Source organism: Kitasatospora sp. NPDC057965 (genome assembly GCF_042887135.1).
GTDB lineage: Bacteria > Actinomycetota > Actinomycetes > Streptomycetales > Streptomycetaceae > Kitasatospora.
This window is the reverse complement of the sequence record NZ_JBHVPZ010000025.1, coordinates 100,085-123,433: the sequence shown is the minus strand read 5'-3', so window position 1 is coordinate 123,433 and position 23,349 is coordinate 100,085. Positions and strand designations below refer to the sequence as shown.

Here is a 23,349-nt window from a genome sequence, read left to right as displayed (position 1 = left end):
GGGGCGGGGGGGGGGCCGCGGTGCCCCGCCCCGCCCCCCCCACGTCCGTGCTGTTGCTGCTGCTTTTGCCAGTGCTTGCCGTTGCTGTCGCGTCCGTACCGTCCGCCGGTAGGGGCGGTGCGGTCTCTCGGAGTCCGTCGCTCAGAAGCCGCCGGTCTGCTCGTCGCGCCGACGCTGCCAGCGCTGCTCGACCCGGTCCATCATCCCGGCCTTGCGGCGGGGCGCGGCGGCCTGACCGCCGGAGCGCTGCGCCTGGCCCGCGGGCCCGCGGCGCCAGCCCGTCACGGCGAAGACCGCGCACCCGAGCATCACCAGGAAGCCCACCACACTGACCCAGATCTGGTCGACGACCATGCCGCCCATCAGGAGGCCGATGCCGACCACGAAGCCGCCGATGGCCAGATACACCCGCCGGCGGGTGTAGGTGCGCAGGCCGGTTCCCTCAAGCGCCGAAGCGAATTTGGGATCTTCGGCATACAGCGCTCGCTCCATCTGGTCGAGCAGTCGCTGCTCGTGCTCCGAGAGCGGCACGGAGTCCTCCTACTCGTCGGTCGCGGATGCGACCGGTCCGCCGCCCCGGTCGGGGTGGCAAGTCCAATCAGCCTTCAGAACACGCGGTCGGACGCCTGTGCGGGGGCCCGGGCCCGTGTCGTCCATATGCCCCGAGCATCCGGCGGTCATGCTTTCCGGCTTTACCCAGATCATACGGTCCACGGGCCCGTCGCGGAGTGGTCGACCACGCGTGGGCCCGGCCACTTCGGCGGCTCCTCGCCGCACCCTCCTCAACGCGGAAGGGTGCGGACAAGTGCCCGATCCATTGGAATCGGCCCGGACCTGGGGAGATCCCGAGGAGAGGGCGGGGAGACGGGGTGGAAGGCACACCGATGGTGGGCCGGCGAACGGTGGGAAGTCCGTCGGCGAACGGGGGTGGGCCGACAGTGGACCGGTGGCGGGCCGGCGGTGGGCCGGCGGCGGGCCGGCCGGTCAGCCCAGGGTGGCCAGCAGGTGGAGCTGGGTCGCCACCGCGTGGAAGGCCGGCTGCCCGGCGGCGGCCTCCTCCAGCTTCAGCAGCGCGTCCAGCGCGCCCGGCTCGGTGTCCACCAGGACGCCCGGCACCAGGTCGGCGAAGACCCGCACACCGTGCACCGACTCCACCCGCAGCCCGGCGCCGGCCGCCAGCCGGTCCAGCTCCTCGCCGGTGAAGCGGCGCGGCATCGGGTCGTTCGCGCCCCAGCGGCCGTCGGCGGCGCCCAGCACCGCGCGGGCGTCGTCGAAGTGGCCGCCGAGCGCGCGGGCGAGCACGGCACCGTTGCGGTTGGCGGCCAGCAGGCTCACGAAACCGCCCCGGCGCAGGGTGCCGGCCAGGCTCGCGAGCGCCTCGGCCGGGTCGTCGACGACCTCCAGCACGCCGTGGCAGAGCACCGCGTCGACGGTGCCGGGCGCGACCAGCTCGGGCAGCGTCTGGGTGTCACCCTGCACGGCGCGGACCAGGTCGGTCACGCCGGCCTCGGCGGCTCGCCGCTCCAGCGCGAACAGCGCGTCCGGGCTCGGGTCGACCACGGTGACCCGGTGACCGAGCCGGGCCACCGGCACGGCGAAGTTGCCGGTGCCGCCGCCGGTGTCGACCACGTCGAGCACCGGCTGGTCCAGCTCGGCCACCCGCTTCTCCAGGGCGGCGCGCACCACCTCCCACACCACGGCGGTACGCAGGGCGCTGCGGGGACGCGTCGGGTACAAGGCGAGGCTCCTTGGCACGTGCAGTGTCGATCAGGTTGTCTCCACCTTAGGCCCTCCCGTCCCGGCGCCCCGTTCGGCCGCCCCTTCGCTCACCCGGCCTCGCGCACCTCCGCCTCCCCCGGTCCGTCGGTCCGCCGCCCGTCGGTCCGCCGCCCGTCCGCCCGCTGCCCGTCGAGGTCGTCCAGCGGCAGCCGCGGGGCGGGCGGGGCGGCGTGCAGGCCGAGCAGGCGCTCGACCAGGCGCAGGAACAGGGCCGAGTTGCGGACCAGGTCGTCCGCGTCCCGGACCGAGGCCGAGCCCCGGATGCCCGCCTCGGCGGCCGCCCGGCGGCGCGCGCCCGCCGCGAAGTACGGCGCCCACTCGGCGAGTTCGGGCGCCACCTCGGGCAGCACCTCCCAGGCGCTGCGGATCGCCCGGCGGCGCCGCTCACTCTTCTCCGGGCGCCCGCGCACGGCGAGCACCGCCGCCACGGTGCGCAGCGCCGCGAGGTGCGCGGCGGCGTACCGCTCCAGCGGGTCCTCCAGGCCGCGGGCCCGGGCGAGGGTGCGGTGGGCCTCGGCGAGCAGGTCGAGCGCGGCGGGCGGGGCGGCGGCCCGGCGCAGCACCGGGTGCACATCGGCACCGGCGGACGGCCGGTGGGCGGAGGAGCGCGGCGCGCTCCCCGGTCGGTAGGCGGCGGAGTGGAGGCGGGCGGTGACGGGCTCAGGGTGGCTGATGGTCATGGTCTCCCCCGTTCCGAGGCAGCGCCCGGGCCGGGTGGCCCGTGCCCCTCCATGGTGAACGGCACCACTGACAATCGGGCCCCCCGGTGACCGGCCCGGCCGGCCACCGAAGCGCCGTCCCCCCACGGACGGCGCTTCGGCACTTCCCGGTCCCCCCGGGCACCGGCTCCCCCGTGGCCCGCACCGCCGCCCCGTGTCGGCGGTGCGCGGCCTCCGGCCGGCTCCGGTGCGGACGGGTCCGTGCGATCGCACCGGCCGTCCGCTCCTCCGGGGCGGGGCGCCCGACGCGCCGCCGTCCCGGTGCCACCACTGTGACGTCCGCGCAGGTCAAAGGCCATCCGTGCAGGTACTCAATCGGCCGTCTGAGTATCCGTACTCAGACGGTCGGCACGGGAACCACCGGTCGGCGCGGCGGCGTCCCGGTACGGTACGGCGAGTCGGGCGGATCCCGGCGGGGACTGCGAGCAGGAACGGACGGGGAAACGGATGACGATCGTCCCGCTGATCTTCACCAGCGGACTGGCGAGCGGGATCAACGCCTACGCGGTGGTGCTGCTGCTCGGCCTGCTGGGCCGGTTCGCCGGGGCCGACTCGGTGCCGGCCGCCCTGGAGCGCACCGACGTGCTGCTCGCGGCCGCCGCGCTGTTCCTGCTGGAGGCGGTGGCCGACAAGATCCCGTACGTGGACAGCGTCTGGGACGTCGCCCACACGGTGATCCGGCCGATCGCGGGCGCCACCGTCGGCGCGCTGATCGCCTCCACCGACCCGGGGTCGCTGAGCGAGGTCGCGGCGGGCGCGATGGGCGGCACGACGGCGCTGGTCAGCCACCTGGTGAAGGCCTCGCTGCGGATGGCGGTCAACACCTCGCCCGAGCCGGCCAGCAACATCGCGGTCTCGCTGGCCGAGGACGTCTCGGTGGCCGGGCTGGTCACGCTGGCGATCTTCCACCCGTGGCTGGCCGCCTCGATCGCCGCCGTCCTGCTGCTGGCCGGCGTCCTGCTGGTGTGGTTCGCGATCAACCGGATCCGCGCCTTCCGCGCCCGCCGTCGCGAACGCCGTGCCGCCCGCGCGGCCGGGACCGCCGGGACCGTCGATGCCCCCGGGACCGTCGGGGCCACCGGGCCGGGCAGCCCGTGACCGGGGGATCCGTCCGGCGGTCCTAGGATCGTCACCATGGCACGGATCGTCATCATCGGCGCAGGTATGAGCGGGCTCGCGGCGGCTTCCCGGCTGGCGACCCTCGGGCACAAGGTGACGGTCTGCGAGGCACGCGGCACCTACGGCGGCATGGTCGGCCGCTACGAGCGCGACGGCTTCGCGTTCGACACCGGCCCCGGACTGCTCACCCTGCCCGCCGTCTACCGCGACCTCGCCCTGAAGACCGGGCGCGAGCCGCTGGAACAGCTGGTCGAGCTCGGCCCGGTCGACCCGGAGAGCCGGCACCTGTTCCCCGACGGGACGGCCGTCTCCCTGCCCAACGCCTCCCGGGGCGGCGTGGTCCAGGCCCTCGACGAGGCCTTCGGCCCGGGCGCGGGCGAGCGGTGGGCCGAGGTGCTGAACCACGGCCGCACGGTCTGGGAGGCCACCCGCCGCCCGCTGCTGGAGGAGCCGCTGCCGGCCGACCCGACGCCGCTGCACACCGACCCGTACCCCGTGCCCGGCCCGGCCCGGCGCGGTCTGTTCGGCCGGCGTCGCCCACCGCGCCGGTGGACGCTCGCCGACGTCGCCGCCGAGCAGCTCGGCGGGCACCCGCGACTGACCGCCCTGCTGCACGAGCACGCGCTGCGGTTCGGCCTCGACCCGCGCACCGCCCCCGCCGGGGCCACCGTACTGCCGTACATGGAGCAGTCCTTCGGCGTCTGGTACGTCAAGGGCGGCCTGCGCGCGCTGGCCGACGCGGTGTACCGCCGCTGCGAGCAGCGCAAGGTGGAGTTCCGCTTCGAGACGCCGGTCGCCAAGGTCGTCGTCCGCGACGGCCGGGTCTGCGGCGTGCAGACCAAGGGCGACCGGATCGACGCCGACCTGGTGGTCTCCTCGATCGACGCCCGGGTGCTGCACACCCAGTGGATGGGACCGGCCGAGAGCTCGGACGAGTGGCCCGCCGCCGCCGGCCGGCTGCACGGCGTGCCGGGGCGGGTGAGCGTCCTGCTCGCGCTGCGCGGCGCCCGCCCGGAGGGCACGGCGCACCGCACGGTGGTGCACGCCGGCGACCCGGCCGCCGAACTGGCCGGCGTCTTCACCCCGGGCACCCCGCCGACCGACCGGCCGACCGTGCAGGTGCTGCGGCCCGACGACCCGTCGCTGCACCCGGCGGGACACGAGGCCGTGGTGCTGACGGCGACCACCCCGTCGCTGGACCTCGACTGGGGCACGCCCGGGGTCGCGGACGCCTTCGCCGACCGGATGCTCGACCACGTCGACGCGGCCGGCCTGAACCTGCGCGAGCGGCTGCTCTGGCGCGTGGTCCGCACCCCCGAGCACACCGAGCGCGAGACCGGTTCCTTCTTCGGCTCCGTCCCGGCCCCCGCCCTGGCCGGCCTCGACGGCGACCTCCTCCAGGCCCCGAACGAGGACCACCCCGGCCTCTACCTCACCGGCGGCGCCGCCCACCCCGGCGGCGGCCTCGCCCGCGTCGGCATGTCCGCCTGCATCGTCGCCAACCTCATCGGCCCCGCCTGACCCCCGCCACGGAAAGTCGACCCCACCGACTTCCCACGCCCACATCTACGCGCAGACCCCGTGCGAGGCCACCAGCGCCGCTCCGCATGCGGCGCAAACAGCGCGGAAAGTCGGCCCCGCCGACTTCATGTGCGCGCGCCTCGCATCTACGCGCATAGAGCGCGTGGCGGCCAGCAGCCAGAGCCCCTCGGAGCAGAAAGTCGGCCAGGCCGACTTCCCATGCACACCTCCACGCCAGCCCCCATACAGCCGCCCGGCGACCCGAAGCCAGGAGGGGCATGCGGCACGGAAAGTCGACCCCGCCGACTTCCCGCGCACACGACGCCGAATGTATGCGCATAGAAGCCGATGAGGTCCCCGGGCGCCGGTAGCCGGCGCCCGGGGATGGATGGAGCGGAAAGTCGGCGGAGCCGACTTCTCGGGCGAGCGCCGCGCGAGCACGCGTGGGAAGTCGGCGGGGCCGACTTCCCACGCGTGCGGGCGCGCGTCTACGCGCATAGAGAGCACGTGGGGCCGCGCTGGCGGCCGGAGATCGCGAGGCGGGACGGAGTGGGAAGTCGGCCCCGCCGACTTTCTGTGCGCTTGAGGGCGCGCCGGCGGCCGGAGGCCGCGGGCGTGCGCGGACTTCCCGGGTGCGCTCGGGTCAGGGCTGCTGCTGCCAGGTGGGGTGCTGCTGCTGGTAGCCGTACTGGTCGTAGTGGGGCTGCTGCGGCTGGTGCGGGATGCCGGTGATGGGCTGCTCGGGCTGCGGCTGGGGCTCGGTGGGCTGCCACTGCTGCTGGTCGTAGCCGTACTGCTGCTGTGGCTGCTGCTGGTAGCCGGTGTACGGGTCGGCCTGCTGCTGCTGGTAGTTGCCGTACGCGTCGGGCTGCTGCTGGTAGGTGCCGTAGCCCTGGTCGTAGCCGTACTGCTGCTGCCACTGCTGCTGCTGGTCGTAGCCGTACTGCTGCTGTTGCTGCTGCGCCGGGTCGTAGCCGGCCTGGTAGGCCTCGGTGTAGGCGGCGGCGTCCTGCTGCTGCTCGTAGTAGGACGACGCGTACACGCCGTCGGCGGCGAGCTCCTGCATCTCGAACGCGGCGGTCTGCTCGACGGCCGTCTCCTCCGCCGCCGGCGGCACCACGGCCGGGGCCTCCTCGACCGCGCCCACCTCGCCGACCTGCTCCACCGCGACCGCCGCGGCGGCGACGGCCGCGCCCCCGCCGGTGAGCGCACCGAGCAGCGGCACCTTGGCGAGCGGCCCCGGCAGCCTGCCGTCCGCCGCCCGCAGCGACCACCCGGAGGCGTACCCGCGCTTCACCGAGAGCGTCACGAAGGTCTGGCCGACCGCGAACATCGCGGCGCCCGCGCCGATCACCGGCACGGAGCCCGCCGCCATCCCGGCGGCCACCGCGAGGAAGCCCGCCAGGGCGAGGCCGCGCCAGTGCAGCGGGGCCCGGTTCTGGAACAGCAGCTCGGCGACCAGCCAGAGTGCCACCACCGCCAACGCGACGTACAGCAGCAGGTATCCGATGCCCATCCCGCCCGCTACCTCCAGTCGCGTGCCCGCGCCCGCCGCGCGTGTGCGGCGACTGTACCGGTTCAACGGCCCGGGTACCGCATCGCGTTCCCGTCCCCCGCAGGAACCCGGCGGGAACCCTGCGGGAACCCCGCGGGAACGCGACGCGCCGCAGTTCAGCGCCGGTGCAGACCGAGGTTCTGGTAGATCTCCAGCGTCGCCGTCGAGTGGTTCAGCGTGATGAAGTGCAGCCCGGGGACGCCCTCCGCCAGCAGCCGCTCGGACATCGCGGTGGCGTGCTCCATGCCGATCGCGCGCAGCGCCGCCGGGTCGTCGATCACCGCGCGCAGCCTGGCCTCCAGGTCCGGCGGGAAGGCCGAACCGCTCAGCTGCGGGAAGCGCTCCAGCTGCTTGGCGTTGGTGACCGGCATGATCTCCGGGATGATCGGCGTCTCGCAGCCGGCGGCCGTCACCCGGTCGCGCAGCCGCAGGTAGTCGTCCACCTCGAAGAACATCTGGGTGATCGCGTAGTCGGCCCCGGAGCGGACCTTCGCCACGAAGTGCCGGATGTCGTCGTCCCAGTTGGTCGAGCGCGGGTGCATGTTCGGCGAGGCCGCCACGCCGACGCAGAAGTCGCCGATGCCCTTGATCAGCTCGACCAGCTCGTACGCGTAGGTGACGCCCTCCGGGTGGCTGACCCACTCGCCCAGCGGGTCGCCGGGCGGGTCGCCGCGCACCGCGAGGACGTTGCGCACGCCCTGGTCGGCGTACTGGCCGATGATGTTGCGCAGCTCGGCGACGGAGTGGTCGACGGCGGTCAGGTGGGCGACCGGGGTGAGCGTGGTCTCGGTGGCGATCCGGCCGACCATGTTCACCGTGCGCTCGCGCGAGGAGCCGCCGGCGCCGTACGTCATGCAGACGAAGTTGGGGTCGAGCGGTTCGAGCCGCCGGATGGCGTCCCAGAGCTTCTGCTCGCCGACCTCGGTGCGCGGCGGCATGAACTCGAAGGAGAAGGACCGCTTTCCTGCTGCCAGGAGTTCGCGGACCGTCTGCGCGCGGTCCGGTCTGGTCGAAGCGATACCGAGTGCCATGCTGGCAGGTTAGCCGCCGGTGGAAGGGCGCGGACAACTCGGTCCCAGCCCTTGAGACGCCGGATGGACGACAGGTGGACGTCGGATGGACGACACCGGGGCCCTGCGCGGGATCCGCGCGGACGGCGGACGGACGGCGGGCCGCGCGCCCGGCCGGAGCTCGCGCGTACGGCTGTTCCCCTCCACCCCGGATACGCTTGCTGCGCACCCCAGCTACCTCCGGAGCCCCATCGTGACCTCCTCCAGCCACCGGCCGGCCAACCCGATTGACGTGGAGGACGTGCGCGAGCGCGTCAACGCGGCCCTCGTCGGCTTCATGGACGGCCAGTCGGCCCTGCTCGGCAAGGTCTCCCCGCAGCTGGAGCCGGTCACCGAGGCGCTGCGTGACTTCCTGCTGGACGGCGGCAAGCGGCTGCGCCCGGCGTTCTGCTACTGGGGCTGGCGCGGCGCCGGCGGCCCGGCGGCGGGCGAGGGGATCACCCGGGCGGCGGCGGCCCTGGAGCTGCTCCAGGCCAGCGCGCTCGTCCACGACGACCTCATGGACCGCAGCGACACCCGCCGCGGCCTGCCCTCCGTGCACCGCCGCTTCGAGGCGATGCACCGCGAGCGCGGCTGGCGCGGCGACCGCGAGCAGTACGGCGCCTCGGCGGCGGTGCTGCTCGGCGACCTGCTGCTGATCTGGTGCGACGAGCTGTTCCTGAACTCCGGCCTGGACCCGGCGGCGGTGCTGGCCGCCAAGCCGATGTTCGACCTGATGCGCACCGAGGTGATGGTCGGCCAGTACCTGGACGTGCTGGAGCCGGTCGCCGGGGACTCCACCGACCAGGGCGCGCTGGACCGCGCGCAGACCGTCCTGCACTACAAGTCGGCCAAGTACACGATCGAGCGGCCGCTCCAGGTCGGCGCCCTGCTCGCGGGGGCCCCGCCCCGGCTGGTGGAGGCCTACGGGGCGTTCGGCCTGCCGCTGGGCGAGGCGTTCCAGCTGCGGGACGACCTGCTCGGCGTGTTCGGCGACCCGGTGGTCACCGGCAAGCCGGCCGGCGACGACCTGCGCGAGGGCAAGCGGACGCTGCTGGTCGCGCACGCCATGCGGGGCCTGCCGGCCGCCGAGGCACGGCACCTGGACGAGCGGCTGGGCGCACCGGACCTGACCGCCGGGGAGGTCGCCGGGCTGCGCGAACTGGTGGCCCGCAGCGGCGCGCCGGAGCGGGTGGAGCAGCGGATCGAGGAGCTGCTGCGTCAGGCGCTGGCCGCGCTGGACGAGGCGCCGCTGGCGGACCCGCGGGCCCGCGGGACGCTGCTGGCGCTCGCCGAGGCCGCCACCGTCCGCAAGTACTGACCCCCTCCGCACAGGCGCGGGGGCGGAGCGGACGGCGGCGGCCCCGGTCGGTCAGCGGGCGCGCAGCCGGCGGGCGAACTCGGCGGCCGCGGCCCCCGGGTCGTCCGCGGCGGTGATGGCCCGGACGACGACCACCCGGCGGGCGCCGGCGGCCAGCACCTCGTCCAGGTTGCCGAGGTCGACGCCGCCGATGGCGAACCACGGGCGGTCGGTCCCCAGCTTCGCCGCGTACTCGACCAGGCCCAGGCCCGGCGCGGGGCGTCCAGGCTTGGTCGGGGTCGGCCAGACCGGACCGGTGCAGAAGTAGTCGACGCCGGGCTCGGCGGCGGCCGCGGCCACCTCGGACTCGGCGTGGCAGGACCGCCCGATCAGCACGTCCTCGCCGATGATCGCCCGGGCGGCGGGCACCGGAAGGTCGTCCTGCCCGAGGTGCAGCACGTCGGGGCCGGCCGCGTGGGCGACGTCGGCGCGGTCGTTGACGGCGAGCAGCTTGCCGTGCCGGCGGCAGGCGTCGGCGAAGACCTCCAGCGCCGCCAGTTCCTGCCGGGCCTCCAGGCCCTTGTCCCGGAGCTGGACGATGTCGACGCCGCCGGCCAGCGCCGCGTCCAGGAACTCGGCGAGGTCGCCGCGCTCGCGCCGGGCGTCGGTGCACAGGTACAGCCGGGCGTCGGCGAGCCGATCCCGTCGGTCCGTCACAGCGCCATCGCCTGGGCGCGGCGCTTGACCTCGGTGGCCCGGTTCTCCCAGAGCGCCTGGACGGGGGTGCCGGGCAGCGACGGGTCCTCGCTGAACATCCATTCGAGGATCTCCTCGTCGCTGAACCCGCTGTCGCGCAGCACCGTCAGCGTGCCGACCAGGTGCTTCACCGGGCCGGTCTCGTCGATGAACGCCGCCGGGACCTGCAGCGACTTGTTGGGGCCGCGGCGGACGGCGATCAGGTCACCCTTCTTGACCATGTTGCGGACCTCGGTGACCACCAGACCCCACTTCTCGGAGATGTCGGGGAGGTACAGCCACGCGGGGACCAGGGCTTCAATCTTGGCTTCGATCTCACTCACAAGCACCAGACTGCCACCTCGGCGGCCCGCCGCGCACCAACCGGGTCCGCCGCCCGGCGCTACCCGGCGGCCAGGGCCGACTTCAGCGGGACCGCCGGGTCGGCGGCGCGGGCCGGGTCGAGCACGGCGCCTCGCTCGATCAGCCGCCGTCCCTGGGTCAGGTCGCGCGGCCGGTCGACCGCGAGCAGCGCGCGCAGGGCGCCGTCGCGCAGCCAGAGCACCGACCAGCCGGCGTCCGACGGCGAGCCGCGCCACAGCAGCTCGTCGCCCGCGCCGTGCCGTCCGGCGTACTGCGCCATCCGGCCGAACTGCTCGGACCAGAAGTACTGCACCGGGTCGTACGGCGGCGCGTCCGTTCCGAGCAGGGTGGCGGCGACGGCCTCGCCGGACTGCAGCGCGTGGTCCCAGTGCTGGACGGTCAGCCGGGTGCCGGAGCGCACCGAGGGGTAGCTGACGCAGTCGCCGGCCGCGAGGACACCCGGCACGGTGGTGCGCAGCCGCTCGTCCACCAGCACGGCGCCGGCCGCGTCCAGGGCGACCCCGGTGCCGGCCAGCCAGCCGGTGGCCGGGCGGGCGCCGATGCCGACCACCACCTCGTCGGCGGGCAGGTGCGAGCCGTCGGCGAGCAGCACCGCGCCCGGTTCGACGGCCGCGACGCCGGTGCCGCAGCGCAGGTCCACCCCGGCCTCGGCGTACCAGGCGGCCATCGCCCGGCCGACCTCGGCGGGCAGCGCGCCGGGGACGGGCGCCGGGCCGGCCTCGACGACGGTCACCTCGCAGCCGGCCGCCCGGGCGGCGGTGGCCACCTCGGCGCCGATCCAGCCCGCGCCGACCAGCACCAGGCGCAGGCCGGGGCGGAGCAGGGCGCGCAGCGCCAGCGCGTCGTCCAGGGTGTGCAGCAGATGGGCGCGCTCGGCGCCGGGCAGGGCCCGCGGCTCGGCGCCGGTGGCGATCACCAGCGCGTCGTACGGCTCGTCCCCGGCGTCGGTGTGCAGCAGGCCCGCGCCGCCGGGACCGCCGGGGGTGAGTCCGGTGGCGCGGCGGCCGGTGAGCAGCTCGACGCCGAGGCCGGCGAAGTCGAGGTCGAGGGCGGTGCTGTCGGTCTTGCCGAGCAGGACGTCCTTGGAGAGCGGCGGCCGGTCGTACGGCGCGTGCGGCTCCTCGCCGACCAGCGTGATCCGCCCCTGCCAGCCGTCGCGCCGCAGCACCGCGGCGCACTGCGCCCCGGCCAGCCCGGCGCCCACCACGACGACCCGATCCGTCTGTCCCGTTCCGTTCAGCTCAGCCACGCCCGTCACTGTACTGAGGCCGGTCCCGGGTCCGAGGTCCTAGGCCGCCCCTCCCCCGTCCCTCCCCGCCCCGCTCCCGGGCACCTTCAGGGGGCGCACCCCCCGGAGTTAAGGTGGGGGCACCATCACGGGAGCCCGGCGCACCGGGCTGAGAGGCGGGCTGGCACGGCCCGCGACCGTCCGAACCTGATCCGGGTCATACCGGCGAAGGGAGAGCAGCTTTGACACGCCTGGTACGGGGCGCCCATGCCGAGGTGCTGGTCATCGGCGGTGGGATCATCGGCCTCGTCGTCGCCTGGCGGGCGGCCCAGCGCGGGCTGCGCGTCCTGCTGGTCGACCCCTGGCCCGGCCACGGTGCCGCCCAGGTCGCGGCGGGCATGCTCGCCCCGGTCACCGAACTCCAGTACGGCGAGGAGCCGCTGCTGCGCCTCGGGATGGCCTCCAACGAGCGGTACGCGTCCTTCGCCGCCGAACTCACCGAGGCGAGCGGCGGCCGGGACATCGGCTACCGGCAGTGCGGCACCCTCGCCGTCGCCCTCGACGCCGACGACCGCGCGGAACTGCGCGAGCTGCACGCCTTCCACCAGCGGCTCGGCCTGGACTCGCAGTGGCTCACCGGCCGTGAGGCCCGCCGACTGGAGCCGATGCTCGCACCCGGCGTGCGCGGCGGCCTGCACGTCACCGACGACCACCAGGTGGACGGCCGCCGGCTGGCCGAGGCCCTGCTGCACGCGTGCGAGCGGGCCGGCGCGGTGGTGCACCGCACCGAGGTCACCGATCTGCTGGTCGAGCACGACCGCGCGACCGGAGCCCGGCTGGCCACCGGCGAGAGCGTCACCGCCGACCGGATCGTGCTCGCGGCCGGCTCGCGCAGCCACCTGCTGCCCGGCCTGCCCCCGGGCGTGCTGCCGGCGATCCGCCCGGTCAAGGGGCAGGTGCTGCGGCTGCGGGTGCCGGAGGCGTACCGGCCCTTCCTCTCGCGCAACGTGCGCGCCGTGGTCCGCGGCGGCCACCTCTACCTGGTGCCGCGCGAGAACGGCGAGCTGGTGGTCGGCGCGACCACCGAGGAGCAGGGCCACGACACCACGGTCACCGCCGGCGGGGTGTACGAGCTGCTGCGCGACGCGCACGAGCTGGTCCCCGGCATCACCGAGCTGCCGCTGGTGGAGACCGGCGCCGGGCTGCGCCCCGGTTCGCCGGACAACGCGCCGCTGCTCGGCCCGACCGCGCTGCCCGGCCTGGTCGCCGCCACCGGCCACTACCGCAACGGCGTCCTGCTGACGCCCGTCACCGGCGACCTGCTGGCCGACTACCTGGCCACCGGCACCCTGCCGGAGCTCGCCCACCCGTTCGCCCCCACCCGATTCACGAAGGTCCCGGCATGAGCCCCCGCACCAGCGACATCCCCCTGAGCGTCAACGGCGAGCCCCGCGAGGTGCCCGCCACGACCACCCTCGCCGAGGTGGTCGCCACCCTCAGCCAGGCGCACTCCGGCGTCGCCGCCGCCCTGAACGAGGCCGTGGTGCCGCGCGCCGAGTGGCCGCGCACGCCGCTGTCGGCGGGCGACCGGATCGAGATCCTCACCGCCGTCCAGGGAGGCTGACCGATGGCCGACGACCTTCTCACCATCGCCGGGACGTCCTTCTCCTCCCGGCTGATCATGGGCACCGGCGGCGCCCCCAGCCTGGAGGTCCTGGAGCAGGCGCTGCGGGTGTCCGGCACCGAGCTGACCACCGTGGCCATGCGCCGGGTGAACGCCGGCACCCAGGGCTCGGTGCTGGACGTGCTGAGCCGCAACGGCATCCGGGTACTGCCCAACACGGCCGGCTGCTTCACCGCCGGCGAGGCCGTGCTGACCGCCCGGCTGGCCCGCGAGGCGCTCGGCACCGACTGGGTGAAGCTGGAGGTGATCGCCGACGAGCGGACCCTGCTGCCGGACCCGATCGAGCTGCTGGACGCCGCCGAGACCCTGGTCGACGACGGCTTCACGGTGCTGCCGTACACCAACGACGACCCGGTGCTGGCCCGCAAGCTGGAGGACGTCGGCTGCGCGGCGATCATGCCGCTGGGCTCGCCGATCGGCTCCGGCCTGGGCATCCGCAACCCGCACAACTTCCAGCTGATCGTGGAGGGCGCGGGCGTCCCGGTGATCCTGGACGCCGGCGCCGGCACCGCCTCGGACGTCGCGCTGGCGATGGAACTGGGCTGCGCCGCGGTGATGCTGGCCTCGGCCGTCACCCGCGCCCAGGACCCGGTGCTGATGGCCGACGCGATGCGGCACGCCGCCGAGGCGGGCCGGCTGGCCCACCGGGCGGGCCGGATCCCGCGCCGGTTCCACGCCGAGGCCTCGTCCGCGATGGCCGGCCGCGCCGACCTGGACACCCGCGAGCACCCGGCGTTCTGAGGGTCCGCCCCGTCCGTTCCGGGCACCCGACATTCCGGATAATCAACACGATCATCGTTCTGGTGTCACAAACCGGGCACAGAGCGGCCCCGGGAGCGGTGTCTCCCGGGGCCGGCGGACCCCCACGTCCTAGACTCGCCGGGTGGACATGGCATTGCGCGACCCCCTGATCGGTACCCTGCTCGACGGCCGGTACCGGGTCGAGCGGCGGATCGCCACCGGCGGCATGTCCACCGTCTACCAGGGCACCGACACCCGGCTCGACCGGGTCGTGGCGCTCAAGGTGATGCACCCCTCGCTGGCCGGCGACACCGCGTTCACCAGCCGCTTCATCCGCGAGGCCAAGGCCGTCGCCCGGCTCGCCCACCCCAACGTGGTCAACGTCTTCGACCAGGGCGCCGACGGCGCGCACGTCTTCCTCGCCATGGAGTACGTGCCCGGCGGCACCCTGCGCGACCTGCTGCGCGACCGCGGCGCGCTGTCCGTGCGGGCCGCCCTGGACATCCTGGAGCCGGTGCTCGCCGCCCTGGGCGCCGCCCACCGGGCCGGACTGGTGCACCGCGACGTCAAGCCCGAGAACGTGCTGATCACCGAGGACGGCCTGGTCAAGGTCGCCGACTTCGGCCTGGTCCGGGTGCTCGACGCCGCCGACGGCGCCACCACCTCCACCACCGCGACGGCCGGCACCGTGCTCGGCACCGTCTCCTACCTCGCGCCCGAGCAGATCCGCCCGGGCGCCGAGACCGACCAGCGGGTGGACGTCTACGCGGCCGGCATCCTGCTCTACGAGATGCTCACCGGCGCCCGCCCGCACACCGGCGAGAACCCCGTCCAGGTGATGTACCGCCACCTGCACGAGGACGTCCCGCCGCCGTCCGCCGCCGTCCCCGGCGTGACGCCCGGGCTGGACGCCATAGTGGCCGGCGCCTGCGCCCGGGACCGCGCGATCCGCCCGCACGACGCGGTCGAGCTGCTCGCCGCGCTCCAGCGGGTGCGCCGCGGGCTCACCCCGGCCCAGCTGGACGCCGAACCGCCGGCCTCCACCCGGCCCAGCCCGCGGTACCCGACCGGCGAGGCGACCTCGGTGCTCACCCCGGTGCTGCTGCCCGCGCCCCCGGTCGAGCGCACCAGCGTGCTGGACGTGCCGCCGGACCTCATGGACCAGCTGCTCACCGAGCCCCGCCCGTACGACGAGCCGCCGCCCCTGCGCGCGCCGCGCCGCGCCCGGCGCCCCCGGTCCGCCACCGCCCGCCGGCTGCCGCGGGGACCGCTGATCTGGACGGCCGTGGTCGCCGCCCTGGTCCTGCTGGTCGGCGGCGCCACCTACACGATCTCCGGCGCGGTGTACGGCACGGTGCCGGGCGTGCTCGGCAAGGACCGGACCGAGGCGGAGCGGATCCTGGACGCCGCGGGCATGCACGGGCGGGTCTCCGAGGTGTACAGCGAGTCCGTCCCGGTCGGCCAGGTGATGGCCGCCGCCCCCGGGGTGGGCACCCGGACCAGGAAGAGCGACGCGGTCACCCTCACCGTCTCGCGCGGGCCCAAGCGGATCGCCGTCCCGGACGTGGTCGGCCGCCCGTCCGCGCAGGCCTCCTCGACGCTGACCGGGGCGCAGCTGACCGCCGCCACGGTGACCGAGACGTACAGCGACACCGTCCCGGAGGGCTCGGTGATCAGCAGCTCGCCGGCGGCCGGCCAGCAGGTGCCGGAGAACACGCCGGTCGCGCTGGTGGTCAGCAAGGGCATGGTGCCGGTCCCGGACGTCACCGGGATGTCCAAGGAGGCCGCCGAGAAGGCGCTCCAGGCGGCCGGGTTCACGATGCAGAGCAGCGGGGTCAACCTGTTCGGCACCGGCAAGGTGACCGGCCAGTCCCCGGCGGCGGGCGAGCGCCGTCCGCAGCGCACCGTGGTCACGGTCAACTTCCCGTTCCTGTAGGCGTTCCCGCGCGACCCGCCGTCCGCTGCCCGCCGTCCGCTGCCCGTCGGCTCAGCGCAGCGGGCCGTCGCCCGGCTCCTCCTGGTGGGAGTAGCGCTGCTCCCGCCACGGGTCGGCCCGGTTGTGGTAGCCGCGCTCCTCCCAGAACCCGCGCCGGTCGGCCCGCATGTACTCGACCGCCCGGACCCACTTGGGGCCCTTCCAGGCGTACAGCCGGGGGACGACCAGCCGGACCGGGAAGCCGTGCTCGGCGGTGAGCGCCTCGCCGTCGCGGTGGGTGGCGAGCAGCGTGTCGGCGGCGGCGAAGTCCTCCAGCCTCAGGTTGGCGCTGTAGCCGTACTCGGCCCAGACCATGACGTGGGTGACGCCGGTGTCCGGCGGCGCGAGGTCGAGCAGGGCCGCGGCGGCCACCCCGGTCCACTCGCCGTCGAGCACCGAGAAGCGGGTGACGCAGTGCAAGTGGGCCCGGACGGTGGTGCGCGGCAGGGCGTTGAAGCCCTCGAAGTCCCAGCTGTGCTTCTCGGCCGAGGCGGTCGCGCCGAACACCTGGAGATCCCAGGTCAGCGGCTTGAAGCGGGGCACCGGGCCGTAGTGCAGGGCGGGCCAGCCGCGCTGGACGCGCTGGCCGGGCGGGAGCCCGGGGTCAGACGGCGACGACGGTTCTTGTTCGGACTGACCCATGGATCCATGGTGACAGACGGCGGGCGGCACCCGAAGTGCGCCCCTTCCGTACTCCATGCGCCCCGCTCGTACGGGCCAACGACGGGGGCGAGGGTTTTCCTGCGCGCTGGGCAAATCGGATATTCCGACACATGTCCTAGTGAGTGTGAACTTACTGGAATTTCGCCCCAAAGCGGTGCCAGGATGCCTCCAGCCGGAGCCGACGGGCACACGGCCCCGATCCCGCACGCAGAGCAGGAAGGCAACACCATGAAGGGCGACGCAGAGGTCATCGAGTTCCTCAACGAGCAGCTCACCGCCGAGCTGACCGCCATCAACCAGTACTTCCTGCACGCCAAGATGCAGGAGAACTTCGGCTGGACGAAGCTCGCCAAGTACACCCGGCACGAGTCCTTCGACGAGATGAAGCACGCCGAGGTGCTCACCGACCGGATCCTCTTCCTCGACGGGCTGCCCAACTACCAGCGGCTCTTCCACGTCCGGATCGGCCAGACGGTCAAGGAGATGTTCGAGGCGGACCGGCAGGTCGAGGTCGAGGCGATCGACCGGCTCAAGCGCGGGATCGTGGTGATGCGGGCCAAGAACGACGTCACCTCGGCCAACATCTTCGAGTCGATCCTGGCGGACGAGGAGGAGCACATCGACTACCTCGACACCCAGCTCGCCCTGGTGGAGAAGCTCGGGGAGGCGCTCTACATCGCCCAGCTGATCGAGCAGCCGGAGTCCTGAGCGCGGCGGACCGCGGGGCTCCGGCCCGGGGCCGCGGTCAGGCGGCGCGCAGCCGCGCCGGCGCGACGACGGGCACCGGCGCCGCGACCGCGGGCGCGGCGGTGGGCACGACCGCGGGCGCGGCGGCCGGGTCGGCCAGGCCCAGCCTGGCGGCCAGCCGGGCGGTCGGGCAGGGCCGGGCACCGTGCTCGCCGAGCAGCGCCTGGATCCGCCGCACGCAGGAGCCGCAGTCGGTCCCGGCCTTGCAGCCCTTGGCGATCTGGCGCGGGGTGTTGGCACCGCCGTCGATCGCCTGCTTCACCTGGTCCTCGGTGACCGCATGGCACATGCACACGTACATCGCGGTCTCTCCCGGGGGTGAAGCGGTGAAGCGGACTGGATCTTGACTAAGGCAAGCCTTAGTTCACTGAGCCTCACCTTACCCCGGTGGAGCGAGTACGCAAAAGCCTCCCCGGCCCGGGAAACCCCCAGGCCGGAGAGGCTTTTGTCACATGTACTGTCACATGCGCCGTCACATGCGCGGCACCCTCGGGCGCCGCCCGTGGACCGCCGTTCAGTTGCCGCCGCGGTACATCTCGGCGACCAGGAACGCCAGGTCCAGCGACTGGCTGCGGTTGAGCCGCGGGTCGCAGGCCGTCTCGTAGCGCTGGTGCAGGTCGTCGACCAGCACCTCGTCGCCGCCGCCGACGCACTCGGTGACGTCGTCACCGGTCAGCTCGACGTGGATGCCGCCCGGGTGGGTGCCGAGCGCGCGGTGCACCTCGAAGAAGCCCTTGACCTCGTCGAGCACGTCGTCGAAGCGGCGGGTCTTGTGGCCGCTGGACGCCTCGAAGGTGTTGCCGTGCATCGGGTCGCAGATCCAGACCGGCTGCGCGCCCGAGGCGGTGACCTTCTCCACCAGGGTGGGCAGGTGCTCGCGGACCTTGCCCGCGCCCATCCGGGTGATGAAGGTGAGCCGGCCGGGCTCGCGCTCCGGGTCCAGCTTCTCGATCAGGGTCAGCGCCTCGTCGACCGAGGTGGTCGGGCCGAGCTTCACGCCGATCGGGTTGCGGATCTTCGAGGCGAACTCGATGTGCGCGTGGTCCAGCTGGCGGGTGCGCTCGCCGATCCACACCATGTGGCCGGAGACGTCGTACAGCTCGCCGGTGCGCGAGTCCACACGGGTCAGCGCGGTCTCGTAGTCCAGGATCAGCGCCTCGTGGGACGAGAAGAACTCGACCGTCTTGAACTCCTCCGGCGCCACGCCGCAGGCGTTCATGAACGCCAGCGCGTTGTCGATCTCGCGGGCGAGCTGCTCGTAGCGCTGGCCGGCCGGCGAGTTGCGCACGAAGTCCTGGTTCCAGGCGTGCACCTGGCGCAGGTCGGCGTAACCACCGGTGGTGAAGGCACGCACCAGGTTGAGCGTCGCGGCGGACGCGTTGTACATCCGCTTCAGCCGCTCCGGGTCCGGGATCCGGGACTCGGGGGTGAACTCGAAGCCGTTCACCGAGTCGCCGCGGTAGACCGGCAGGGTCACGCCGTCGCGGGTCTCGGTCGACTTGGAGCGCGGCTTGGAGTACTGGCCGGCGATGCGGCCGACCTTGACGACCGGCACCGAGGCCGCGTACGTCAGCACGGCCGCCATCTGCAGCAGGGTCTTGAGCTTGTTGCGGATGTGCTCCGCCGAGACACCGTCGAAGGCCTCGGCGCAGTCACCGCCCTGCAGCAGGAACGCCTCACCACGGGCCACGGCACCGAGCCGGGCGCGCAGCTGGTCGCACTCGCCCGCGAAGACGAGCGGCGGATACGAGGCGAGCTCGGCAAGGGTCTTGCGCAGAGCCTCTTGGTCCGGCCATTCAGGCTGCTGCGCCGCGGGCAGGGTCTGCCAGGTGTGGAGATTCGTCACGGTCACGCGCCCAAGGCTACGGGGTGCGACAACCGATTTGTGACCACCGCCCGAGGGGTGAGACACCGTGCGGACAATCGGGTGACGGGCCTCACTCCCGGCCCGGCATCCGCTAGGCTCGGGCCCGTGAACACGCCGCACACCTTCTCCTGGTGGTGGGCCGACCCCCTGGGTGGCCCACAGCCCGCGCGTTCCTAGACGCAGACGACCGGCCGCCCCTCGGGGCGGCCGTCGGCGTTCTCCAGCCGGTCGACAGCCCTCCCGGGAGCGGAATCCCCACCGCCGCAGAAGCCCCCCCGGAAGGAACGCCGTTACCGTGACCAGTGCCGCCGACCTGCTCGCCCGACTCACCGCCGCCGACGCACCGGCCTTCGCCCTGCTGCACCGCCGCACCCCGCGCACCGCCCCGGACACCGTCGAGGTGCTGCTCGGCACCGTCGGCGTCCACGACCGGCTGGCCGACCTGCCGGTCCGGCACGGCGCCCCCGCCGACGGCCCCGTGCACGACCTGCTCGCGCTCGTCCCCTACCGGCAGATCCGCGAGCGCGGCTTCGAGGCGCACGACGACGCCACCCCGCTCCAGGCCCTGGCCGTCACCGAGCAGTACGCCCTGCCGCTCGCCGAGGTCGCCGCCGCACTCCCCCGGCTGCCGGTCACGCTGCGCGACGGCGGCTTCGACATCGACGACGCCGAGTACGCGGCGATCGTGCGCCGGGTGATCGAGGAGGAGATCGGCCGCGGCGAGGGCGCCAACTTCGTCATCCGCCGCGACTTCACCGCGACGCTGGAGGCCCCCGGCGGAGCCGGTGACGGACATTGCTCCCCCGCCCTCGCGCTCACCCTGTTCGGCCGGCTGCTGGAGCAGGAACGCGGCGCCTACTGGACCTTCCTGGTGCACACCGGGGACCGCGTCCTGGTCGGCGCCTCCCCCGAGGTGCACGTCCGGCAGAGCGGCGGGACGGTCGTGATGAACCCGATCTCCGGCACCTACCGCTATCCGGCCGCCGGCGCCGGACTGGACTCGCTGCTCGACTTCCTCCACGACCCCAAGGAGCTGGAGGAACTGACCATGGTGGTCGACGAGGAGCTCAAGATGATGTGCACCGTCGGCGACCTCGGCGGCCAGGTGCTCGGCCCGCGGCTCAAGGAGATGTCCCACCTCGCGCACACCGAGTACGAGCTGCGCGGCCGCACCTCGCTGGACGTCCGCGAGGTGCTCCGGGAGACGATGTTCGCCGCCACCGTCACCGGCAGCCCGGTGCAGAACGCCACCCGGGTGATCAAGCGCTACGAGCGCGGCGGCCGCGGCTACTACTCCGGCGCGCTCGCCCTGATCGGCCGCTCGGCCAGCGGCGGCCAGCTGCTCGACTCGCCGATCTGCATCCGCACCGCCGACATCGACCCGGCCACCGGCCGGCTCGCCGTCCGGGTCGGCGCCACCCTGGTGCGCCACTCCGACCCGCTCTCCGAGGTCGCCGAGACGCACGCCAAGGCCGCCGGGGTGCTCACCGCGATCGGCGCCCGCCCGGCCCCCGCCCGGCCGGCCGGCCCGAGCGGCCCGCGGCTGGCCGACGACCACCGCGTCCAGGCCGCGCTGGACGCCCGGCGGGCCGGCCTCGCCCCGTTCTGGCTGCGGATGCAGCAGCCGGCCCCGGCCACCGAGGCGCTGGAGACCCTGGTCGTCGACGGCGAGGACACCTTCACCGCGATGCTCGCCCATCTGCTGACCTCGCTCGGCCACCGGGTCACCGTGGTCCGCTACGACGAGCCGGGCCTGCGCGAGCGGGTCGCCACCCACCCCGGCCCGCTGGTGCTCGGCCCCGGCCCGGGCGACCCGGCCGCCGCGGACGACCCCAAGATGGCCGTGCTGCGCCCGGTCGTCGCCGACGCGCTGGCCGCCGTCCGCGACGGCCGGCGCACCGCCCCGGTGCTCGCCGTCTGCCTCAGCCACCAGCTGCTGTCCGCCGCGCTCGGCCTGCCGCTGGTCCGCAAGGCGGTGCCCTACCAGGGCGCGCAGGAGGACGTCGACCTGTTCGGGACGCGGCGCACGGTCGGCTTCTACAACGCCTTCACCGCCCGCTGCACGGACCAGGACGCCGCCCGGCTGGCCGCCGAGGGCGTCGAGGTGGCCCGCGACCCGCTGACCGGGGACGTGCACGCGCTGCGCGGGCCGGGCTTCGCCGGGCTGCAGTTCCACCCGGAGTCGGTGCTCACCCGGGAGGGCGTGGAGATCGTCGCCGGGCTGCTGCGCGGCGCGGTGGCCGCCGCCCGCTGAGCCGGGGCACCGGGCGGGGTGCCGGACCGCACCCCGCCCGGTGGGGCGTCAGATCCCGTCGTCCAGCCCCTGCTCGATCGCGTACCGGACCAGCTCGACCCGGTTGTGCAGCTGGAGCTTGCCGAGGGTGTTCTGGACGTGGTTCTGCACCGTGCGGTGCGAGAGCACCAGCCGATCGGCGATCTGCTTGTACGACAGGCCCTTGGCGACCATCCGCAGCACCTCGGTCTCCCGGGCGGTCAGCTGCGGGACGACCGGCGCGGCCGCGGCGGGCGGCTCGGCCGCCAGCCGGCGGAACTCGCCGAGCACCAGGCCGGCCAGGCCCGGCGTGAACACCGCGTCGCCGACGGCCGTGCGGCGCACCGCGTCCAGCAGCTCCTCCCGCCCGGCCGACTTGACCAGGTAGCCGGTCGCGCCGGACTTCACCGCCTCCAGCACGTCCGCGTGCTCACCGCTCGCGGAGAGCACGAGGACGCGCACCGTCGGATCGTGCGCGACCACCTGGCGGCAGACCTCGGCGCCGGGCAGACCGGGCAGGTTGAGGTCGAGCACCACCACCTGCGGGGCGCAGGCGCGGGCCCGGCGCACGGCCTCCTCGCCGTCGCCGGCGGTGGCCACCACGTCCAGTCCGGCCTCGGCGAGGTCGCGGGAGACGGCGTCGCGCCACATCGGGTGGTCGTCCACCACCATGACCCGCACCGGTCGCCCCGCGGGCGCCTGCTGGTCGATCGGCTGCTGGGTCGTCATGCTCGGGGCCCTTTCGCGGGAGGTGTCGGCACGGGGGTTCTCACAAGGCGGCGGCCGGGGCGCCGGAGCCGGCGCGCGGCACCCGCAGCTCCACCTCGACGCCCTCGCCGGGCGCCGAGTAGAGCTCGGCCGAGCCGCCGAGGTCACGCAGCCGGCCGCGGATCGACTGGGAGACGCCGAGCCGGCCGGCCCGCTCCGCCTCGCCGAGCCGCCCGGGGGCGAAGCCCGGGCCGTCGTCGCGGATCGAGACGGTGACGGCCTGCGGCTCGTCCTCCAGCAGGATCCAGGCGCGCGCGGCGGGCCCGGCGTGCCGGCGGACGTTGTCCACCGCCGCGCCGACCGCGGCGGCGAGCTCGCCGGCCGCCGGGGCCGCGAGCAGCACCGGGGTGCCGGGGGCGGAGAGGGTGACCCGCTCGTCCGCGTACGGGGCGAGCAGGGCGCGCAGGTCCTGCGGCGGCTCCGGCTGCTCCGCGCCGCGCGGGGCGGGCAGCGGGCCGCCGCTCATCAGCGCGCGCAGGGCGCGCTCCTGCTCGCCGGCCAGCCGGCCCAGCTCGGCGAGGTCCGCGCCGTCGGCGGACCCGGCGCCGGACGGGGCCTCGGAGCCCCGGCGCTGGACCAGGGCGAGCACCTGCAGCACGCCGTCGTGGATGTCCCGGGAGAGCCGCTCGCGCTCCCGGGTGGCCGCCTCGACCTGGAGCGCCCGGGTGAGCGTGGCCTCGCTGGCCCGGGCGAGCTCCATGACGTAGCCGATCGCGCAGCCGGACAGCATCAGCAGCACGATGTTGTGGATGTTGTCGCCGGTCGGGCCGCCGTGGCCGAGGATATTGGCCACCCCGATCACCGAGCCGGCCGCCGCCGCCCAGCGCCAGCCGCCCCGCCCGGCGAAGCCGAGCACGGTGCCGGCCGCCCAGATGGTGGGCAGGGTCGGCGCGCCGTGGCTGATCCGGGACGGTTCGTCGATCACCCCGCTCATCACGATGCCGGTGACGACGAGGACCAGATCGGTGGCGAGCACGTACCAGGTGCAGCGGTGCGGGCCGGAGAAGGCCCGGGTGGAGGCGAGCGTCCACAGCGTCAGCGCGCCGAGGTAGATCCAGCCGGCGACCGGGTGCAGGAACTGCAGGTAGGAGTCGAAGTACCGGAGCAGCGCGTAGCAGAGCGCCAGCACCCGGAAGAAGGAGATGGCCCGCCAGAGCGGCAGTTCGACGGACATGCCGCCCGCCGCCACCGCCGCGCCGACCGTGCCCGGGCCGGGCCCGGTTCTGCCGCCGTCCGTCATGCC

At 74.7% G+C, this 23,349-nt stretch carries 22 protein-coding genes and 1 riboswitch; of the genes, 9 read left to right on the top strand and 13 right to left on the bottom strand.

Annotation, left to right across the window (positions count from 1 at the left end; all coding sequences use genetic code 11):
* Nucleotides 1-141: 141 nt before the first annotated feature.
* The 3 genes from ACFVVU_RS28695 to ACFVVU_RS28685 form a co-directional block, all read right to left on the bottom strand.
* Nucleotides 142-531: a DUF3040 domain-containing protein gene (locus ACFVVU_RS28695; RefSeq protein WP_355361718.1), complete on the bottom strand. Its 390-nt coding sequence runs from the start codon at nt 529-531 to the stop codon at nt 142-144.
* Nucleotides 532-984: 453 nt separating this feature from the next.
* Nucleotides 985-1,737 (bottom strand): methyltransferase domain-containing protein, encoded by a 753-nt coding sequence (locus tag ACFVVU_RS28690; protein WP_380689950.1) that lies wholly within the window; start codon nt 1,735-1,737, stop codon nt 985-987.
* An 89-nt stretch (nt 1,738-1,826) separates the two neighbouring features.
* The gene (locus ACFVVU_RS28685) at nt 1,827-2,459 is read right to left on the bottom strand and encodes an SAV_6107 family HEPN domain-containing protein (RefSeq protein ID WP_380689952.1); all 633 of its coding nucleotides are present in this window, start codon (nt 2,457-2,459) and stop codon (nt 1,827-1,829) included.
* Nucleotides 2,460-2,945: 486 nt separating this feature from the next.
* Between ACFVVU_RS28685 and ACFVVU_RS28680 the strand changes: the two genes are divergently transcribed.
* Nucleotides 2,946-3,596: a DUF4126 domain-containing protein gene (locus ACFVVU_RS28680; RefSeq protein ID WP_387793138.1), complete on the top strand. Its 651-nt coding sequence runs from the start codon at nt 2,946-2,948 to the stop codon at nt 3,594-3,596.
* A gap of 36 nt (nt 3,597-3,632) precedes the next feature.
* Complete coding sequence (locus tag ACFVVU_RS28675; RefSeq protein ID WP_387793136.1) at nt 3,633-5,138, top strand: phytoene desaturase family protein; 1,506 nt, start codon at nt 3,633-3,635, stop codon at nt 5,136-5,138.
* 643 nt (nt 5,139-5,781) lie between these two features.
* On the opposite strand, the gene ACFVVU_RS28670 is transcribed toward ACFVVU_RS28675, so the two are convergent.
* Together ACFVVU_RS28670 and metF are read right to left on the bottom strand one after the other, a co-directional pair.
* Nucleotides 5,782-6,654, bottom strand: coding sequence for a hypothetical protein (locus ACFVVU_RS28670; RefSeq protein ID WP_387793134.1), 873 nt, complete (start codon nt 6,652-6,654; stop codon nt 5,782-5,784).
* Nucleotides 6,655-6,809: 155 nt separating this feature from the next.
* Entirely contained in the window at nt 6,810-7,724 is a 915-nt protein-coding gene (gene metF, locus ACFVVU_RS28665) for a methylenetetrahydrofolate reductase [NAD(P)H] (protein ID WP_380683771.1), read from the bottom strand.
* A 232-nt stretch (nt 7,725-7,956) separates the two neighbouring features.
* Here metF and ACFVVU_RS28660 point away from each other — a divergent pair, with 232 nt between their 5' ends.
* Complete coding sequence (locus ACFVVU_RS28660; RefSeq protein WP_387793132.1) at nt 7,957-9,063, top strand: polyprenyl synthetase family protein; 1,107 nt, start codon at nt 7,957-7,959, stop codon at nt 9,061-9,063.
* A gap of 51 nt (nt 9,064-9,114) precedes the next feature.
* Here ACFVVU_RS28660 and thiE read toward each other — a convergent pair whose 3' ends face one another.
* From thiE to ACFVVU_RS28645, 3 genes are read right to left on the bottom strand one after another with little or no spacing between them, the layout of a single operon-like run.
* Nucleotides 9,115-9,759 (bottom strand): thiamine phosphate synthase, encoded by a 645-nt coding sequence (thiE, locus tag ACFVVU_RS28655; RefSeq protein ID WP_380683773.1) that lies wholly within the window; start codon nt 9,757-9,759, stop codon nt 9,115-9,117.
* Nucleotides 9,756-10,121, bottom strand: a complete 366-nt coding sequence (locus ACFVVU_RS28650) for an Rv2175c family DNA-binding protein (protein ID WP_350549447.1) — start codon at nt 10,119-10,121, stop codon at nt 9,756-9,758. Before ACFVVU_RS28650 ends, thiE begins: the two co-directional genes overlap by 4 nt.
* 59 nt (nt 10,122-10,180) lie before the next feature.
* Nucleotides 10,181-11,410: an NAD(P)/FAD-dependent oxidoreductase gene (locus ACFVVU_RS28645; RefSeq protein WP_387793131.1), complete on the bottom strand. Its 1,230-nt coding sequence runs from the start codon at nt 11,408-11,410 to the stop codon at nt 10,181-10,183.
* Nucleotides 11,411-11,530: 120 nt separating this feature from the next.
* Nucleotides 11,531-11,637: riboswitch (TPP riboswitch) on the top strand.
* On the opposite strand from ACFVVU_RS28645, the gene thiO reads away from it, so the two are divergent.
* The 4 genes from thiO to pknB all read left to right on the top strand — a co-directional run bounded on the left by thiO (nt 11,632) and on the right by pknB (nt 15,750).
* Nucleotides 11,632-12,795, top strand: coding sequence for a glycine oxidase ThiO (gene thiO / locus ACFVVU_RS28640; RefSeq protein ID WP_387793130.1), 1,164 nt, complete (start codon nt 11,632-11,634; stop codon nt 12,793-12,795). Its footprint overlaps the riboswitch before it by 6 nt.
* Complete coding sequence (gene thiS, locus ACFVVU_RS28635; protein WP_380683776.1) at nt 12,792-13,013, top strand: sulfur carrier protein ThiS; 222 nt, start codon at nt 12,792-12,794, stop codon at nt 13,011-13,013. The genes thiO and thiS overlap by 4 nt, the downstream gene beginning before the upstream one ends.
* Nucleotides 13,014-13,016: 3 nt before the next feature.
* Nucleotides 13,017-13,814 (top strand): thiazole synthase, encoded by a 798-nt coding sequence (locus tag ACFVVU_RS28630; RefSeq protein ID WP_355361741.1) that lies wholly within the window; start codon nt 13,017-13,019, stop codon nt 13,812-13,814.
* A 148-nt stretch (nt 13,815-13,962) separates the two neighbouring features.
* Nucleotides 13,963-15,750, top strand: coding sequence for a Stk1 family PASTA domain-containing Ser/Thr kinase (pknB, locus tag ACFVVU_RS28625; protein WP_387793145.1), 1,788 nt, complete (start codon nt 13,963-13,965; stop codon nt 15,748-15,750).
* Between the two features lie 51 nt (nt 15,751-15,801).
* Here pknB and ACFVVU_RS28620 read toward each other — a convergent pair whose 3' ends face one another.
* Nucleotides 15,802-16,431, bottom strand: coding sequence for a molybdopterin-dependent oxidoreductase (locus ACFVVU_RS28620; protein ID WP_380683778.1), 630 nt, complete (start codon nt 16,429-16,431; stop codon nt 15,802-15,804).
* A 249-nt stretch (nt 16,432-16,680) separates the two neighbouring features.
* Here ACFVVU_RS28620 and bfr point away from each other — a divergent pair, with 249 nt between their 5' ends.
* Nucleotides 16,681-17,160 (top strand): bacterioferritin, encoded by a 480-nt coding sequence (gene bfr, locus ACFVVU_RS28615; protein ID WP_355361745.1) that lies wholly within the window; start codon nt 16,681-16,683, stop codon nt 17,158-17,160.
* Between the two features lie 37 nt (nt 17,161-17,197).
* On the opposite strand, the gene ACFVVU_RS28610 is transcribed toward bfr, so the two are convergent.
* Both ACFVVU_RS28610 and ACFVVU_RS28605 read right to left on the bottom strand, forming a co-directional pair.
* Complete coding sequence (locus ACFVVU_RS28610; protein ID WP_380683779.1) at nt 17,198-17,500, bottom strand: bacterioferritin-associated ferredoxin; 303 nt, start codon at nt 17,498-17,500, stop codon at nt 17,198-17,200.
* A gap of 213 nt (nt 17,501-17,713) precedes the next feature.
* Nucleotides 17,714-19,051 (bottom strand): class II 3-deoxy-7-phosphoheptulonate synthase, encoded by a 1,338-nt coding sequence (locus ACFVVU_RS28605; RefSeq protein ID WP_380683781.1) that lies wholly within the window; start codon nt 19,049-19,051, stop codon nt 17,714-17,716.
* A 310-nt stretch (nt 19,052-19,361) separates the two neighbouring features.
* Here ACFVVU_RS28605 and ACFVVU_RS28600 point away from each other — a divergent pair, with 310 nt between their 5' ends.
* Complete coding sequence (locus ACFVVU_RS28600) at nt 19,362-21,320, top strand: anthranilate synthase family protein (RefSeq protein WP_380683782.1); 1,959 nt, start codon at nt 19,362-19,364, stop codon at nt 21,318-21,320.
* A gap of 48 nt (nt 21,321-21,368) precedes the next feature.
* Here ACFVVU_RS28600 and ACFVVU_RS28595 read toward each other — a convergent pair whose 3' ends face one another.
* Together ACFVVU_RS28595 and macS are read right to left on the bottom strand one after the other, a co-directional pair.
* Nucleotides 21,369-22,067, bottom strand: coding sequence for a response regulator (locus tag ACFVVU_RS28595; protein ID WP_380688240.1), 699 nt, complete (start codon nt 22,065-22,067; stop codon nt 21,369-21,371).
* A 40-nt stretch (nt 22,068-22,107) separates the two neighbouring features.
* On the bottom strand, nt 22,108-23,346 hold the full coding sequence (gene macS / locus ACFVVU_RS28590) for a MacS family sensor histidine kinase (RefSeq protein ID WP_380688238.1): 1,239 nt from the start codon (nt 23,344-23,346) through the stop codon (nt 22,108-22,110).
* Between the last annotated feature and the right edge of the window lie 3 nt (nt 23,347-23,349).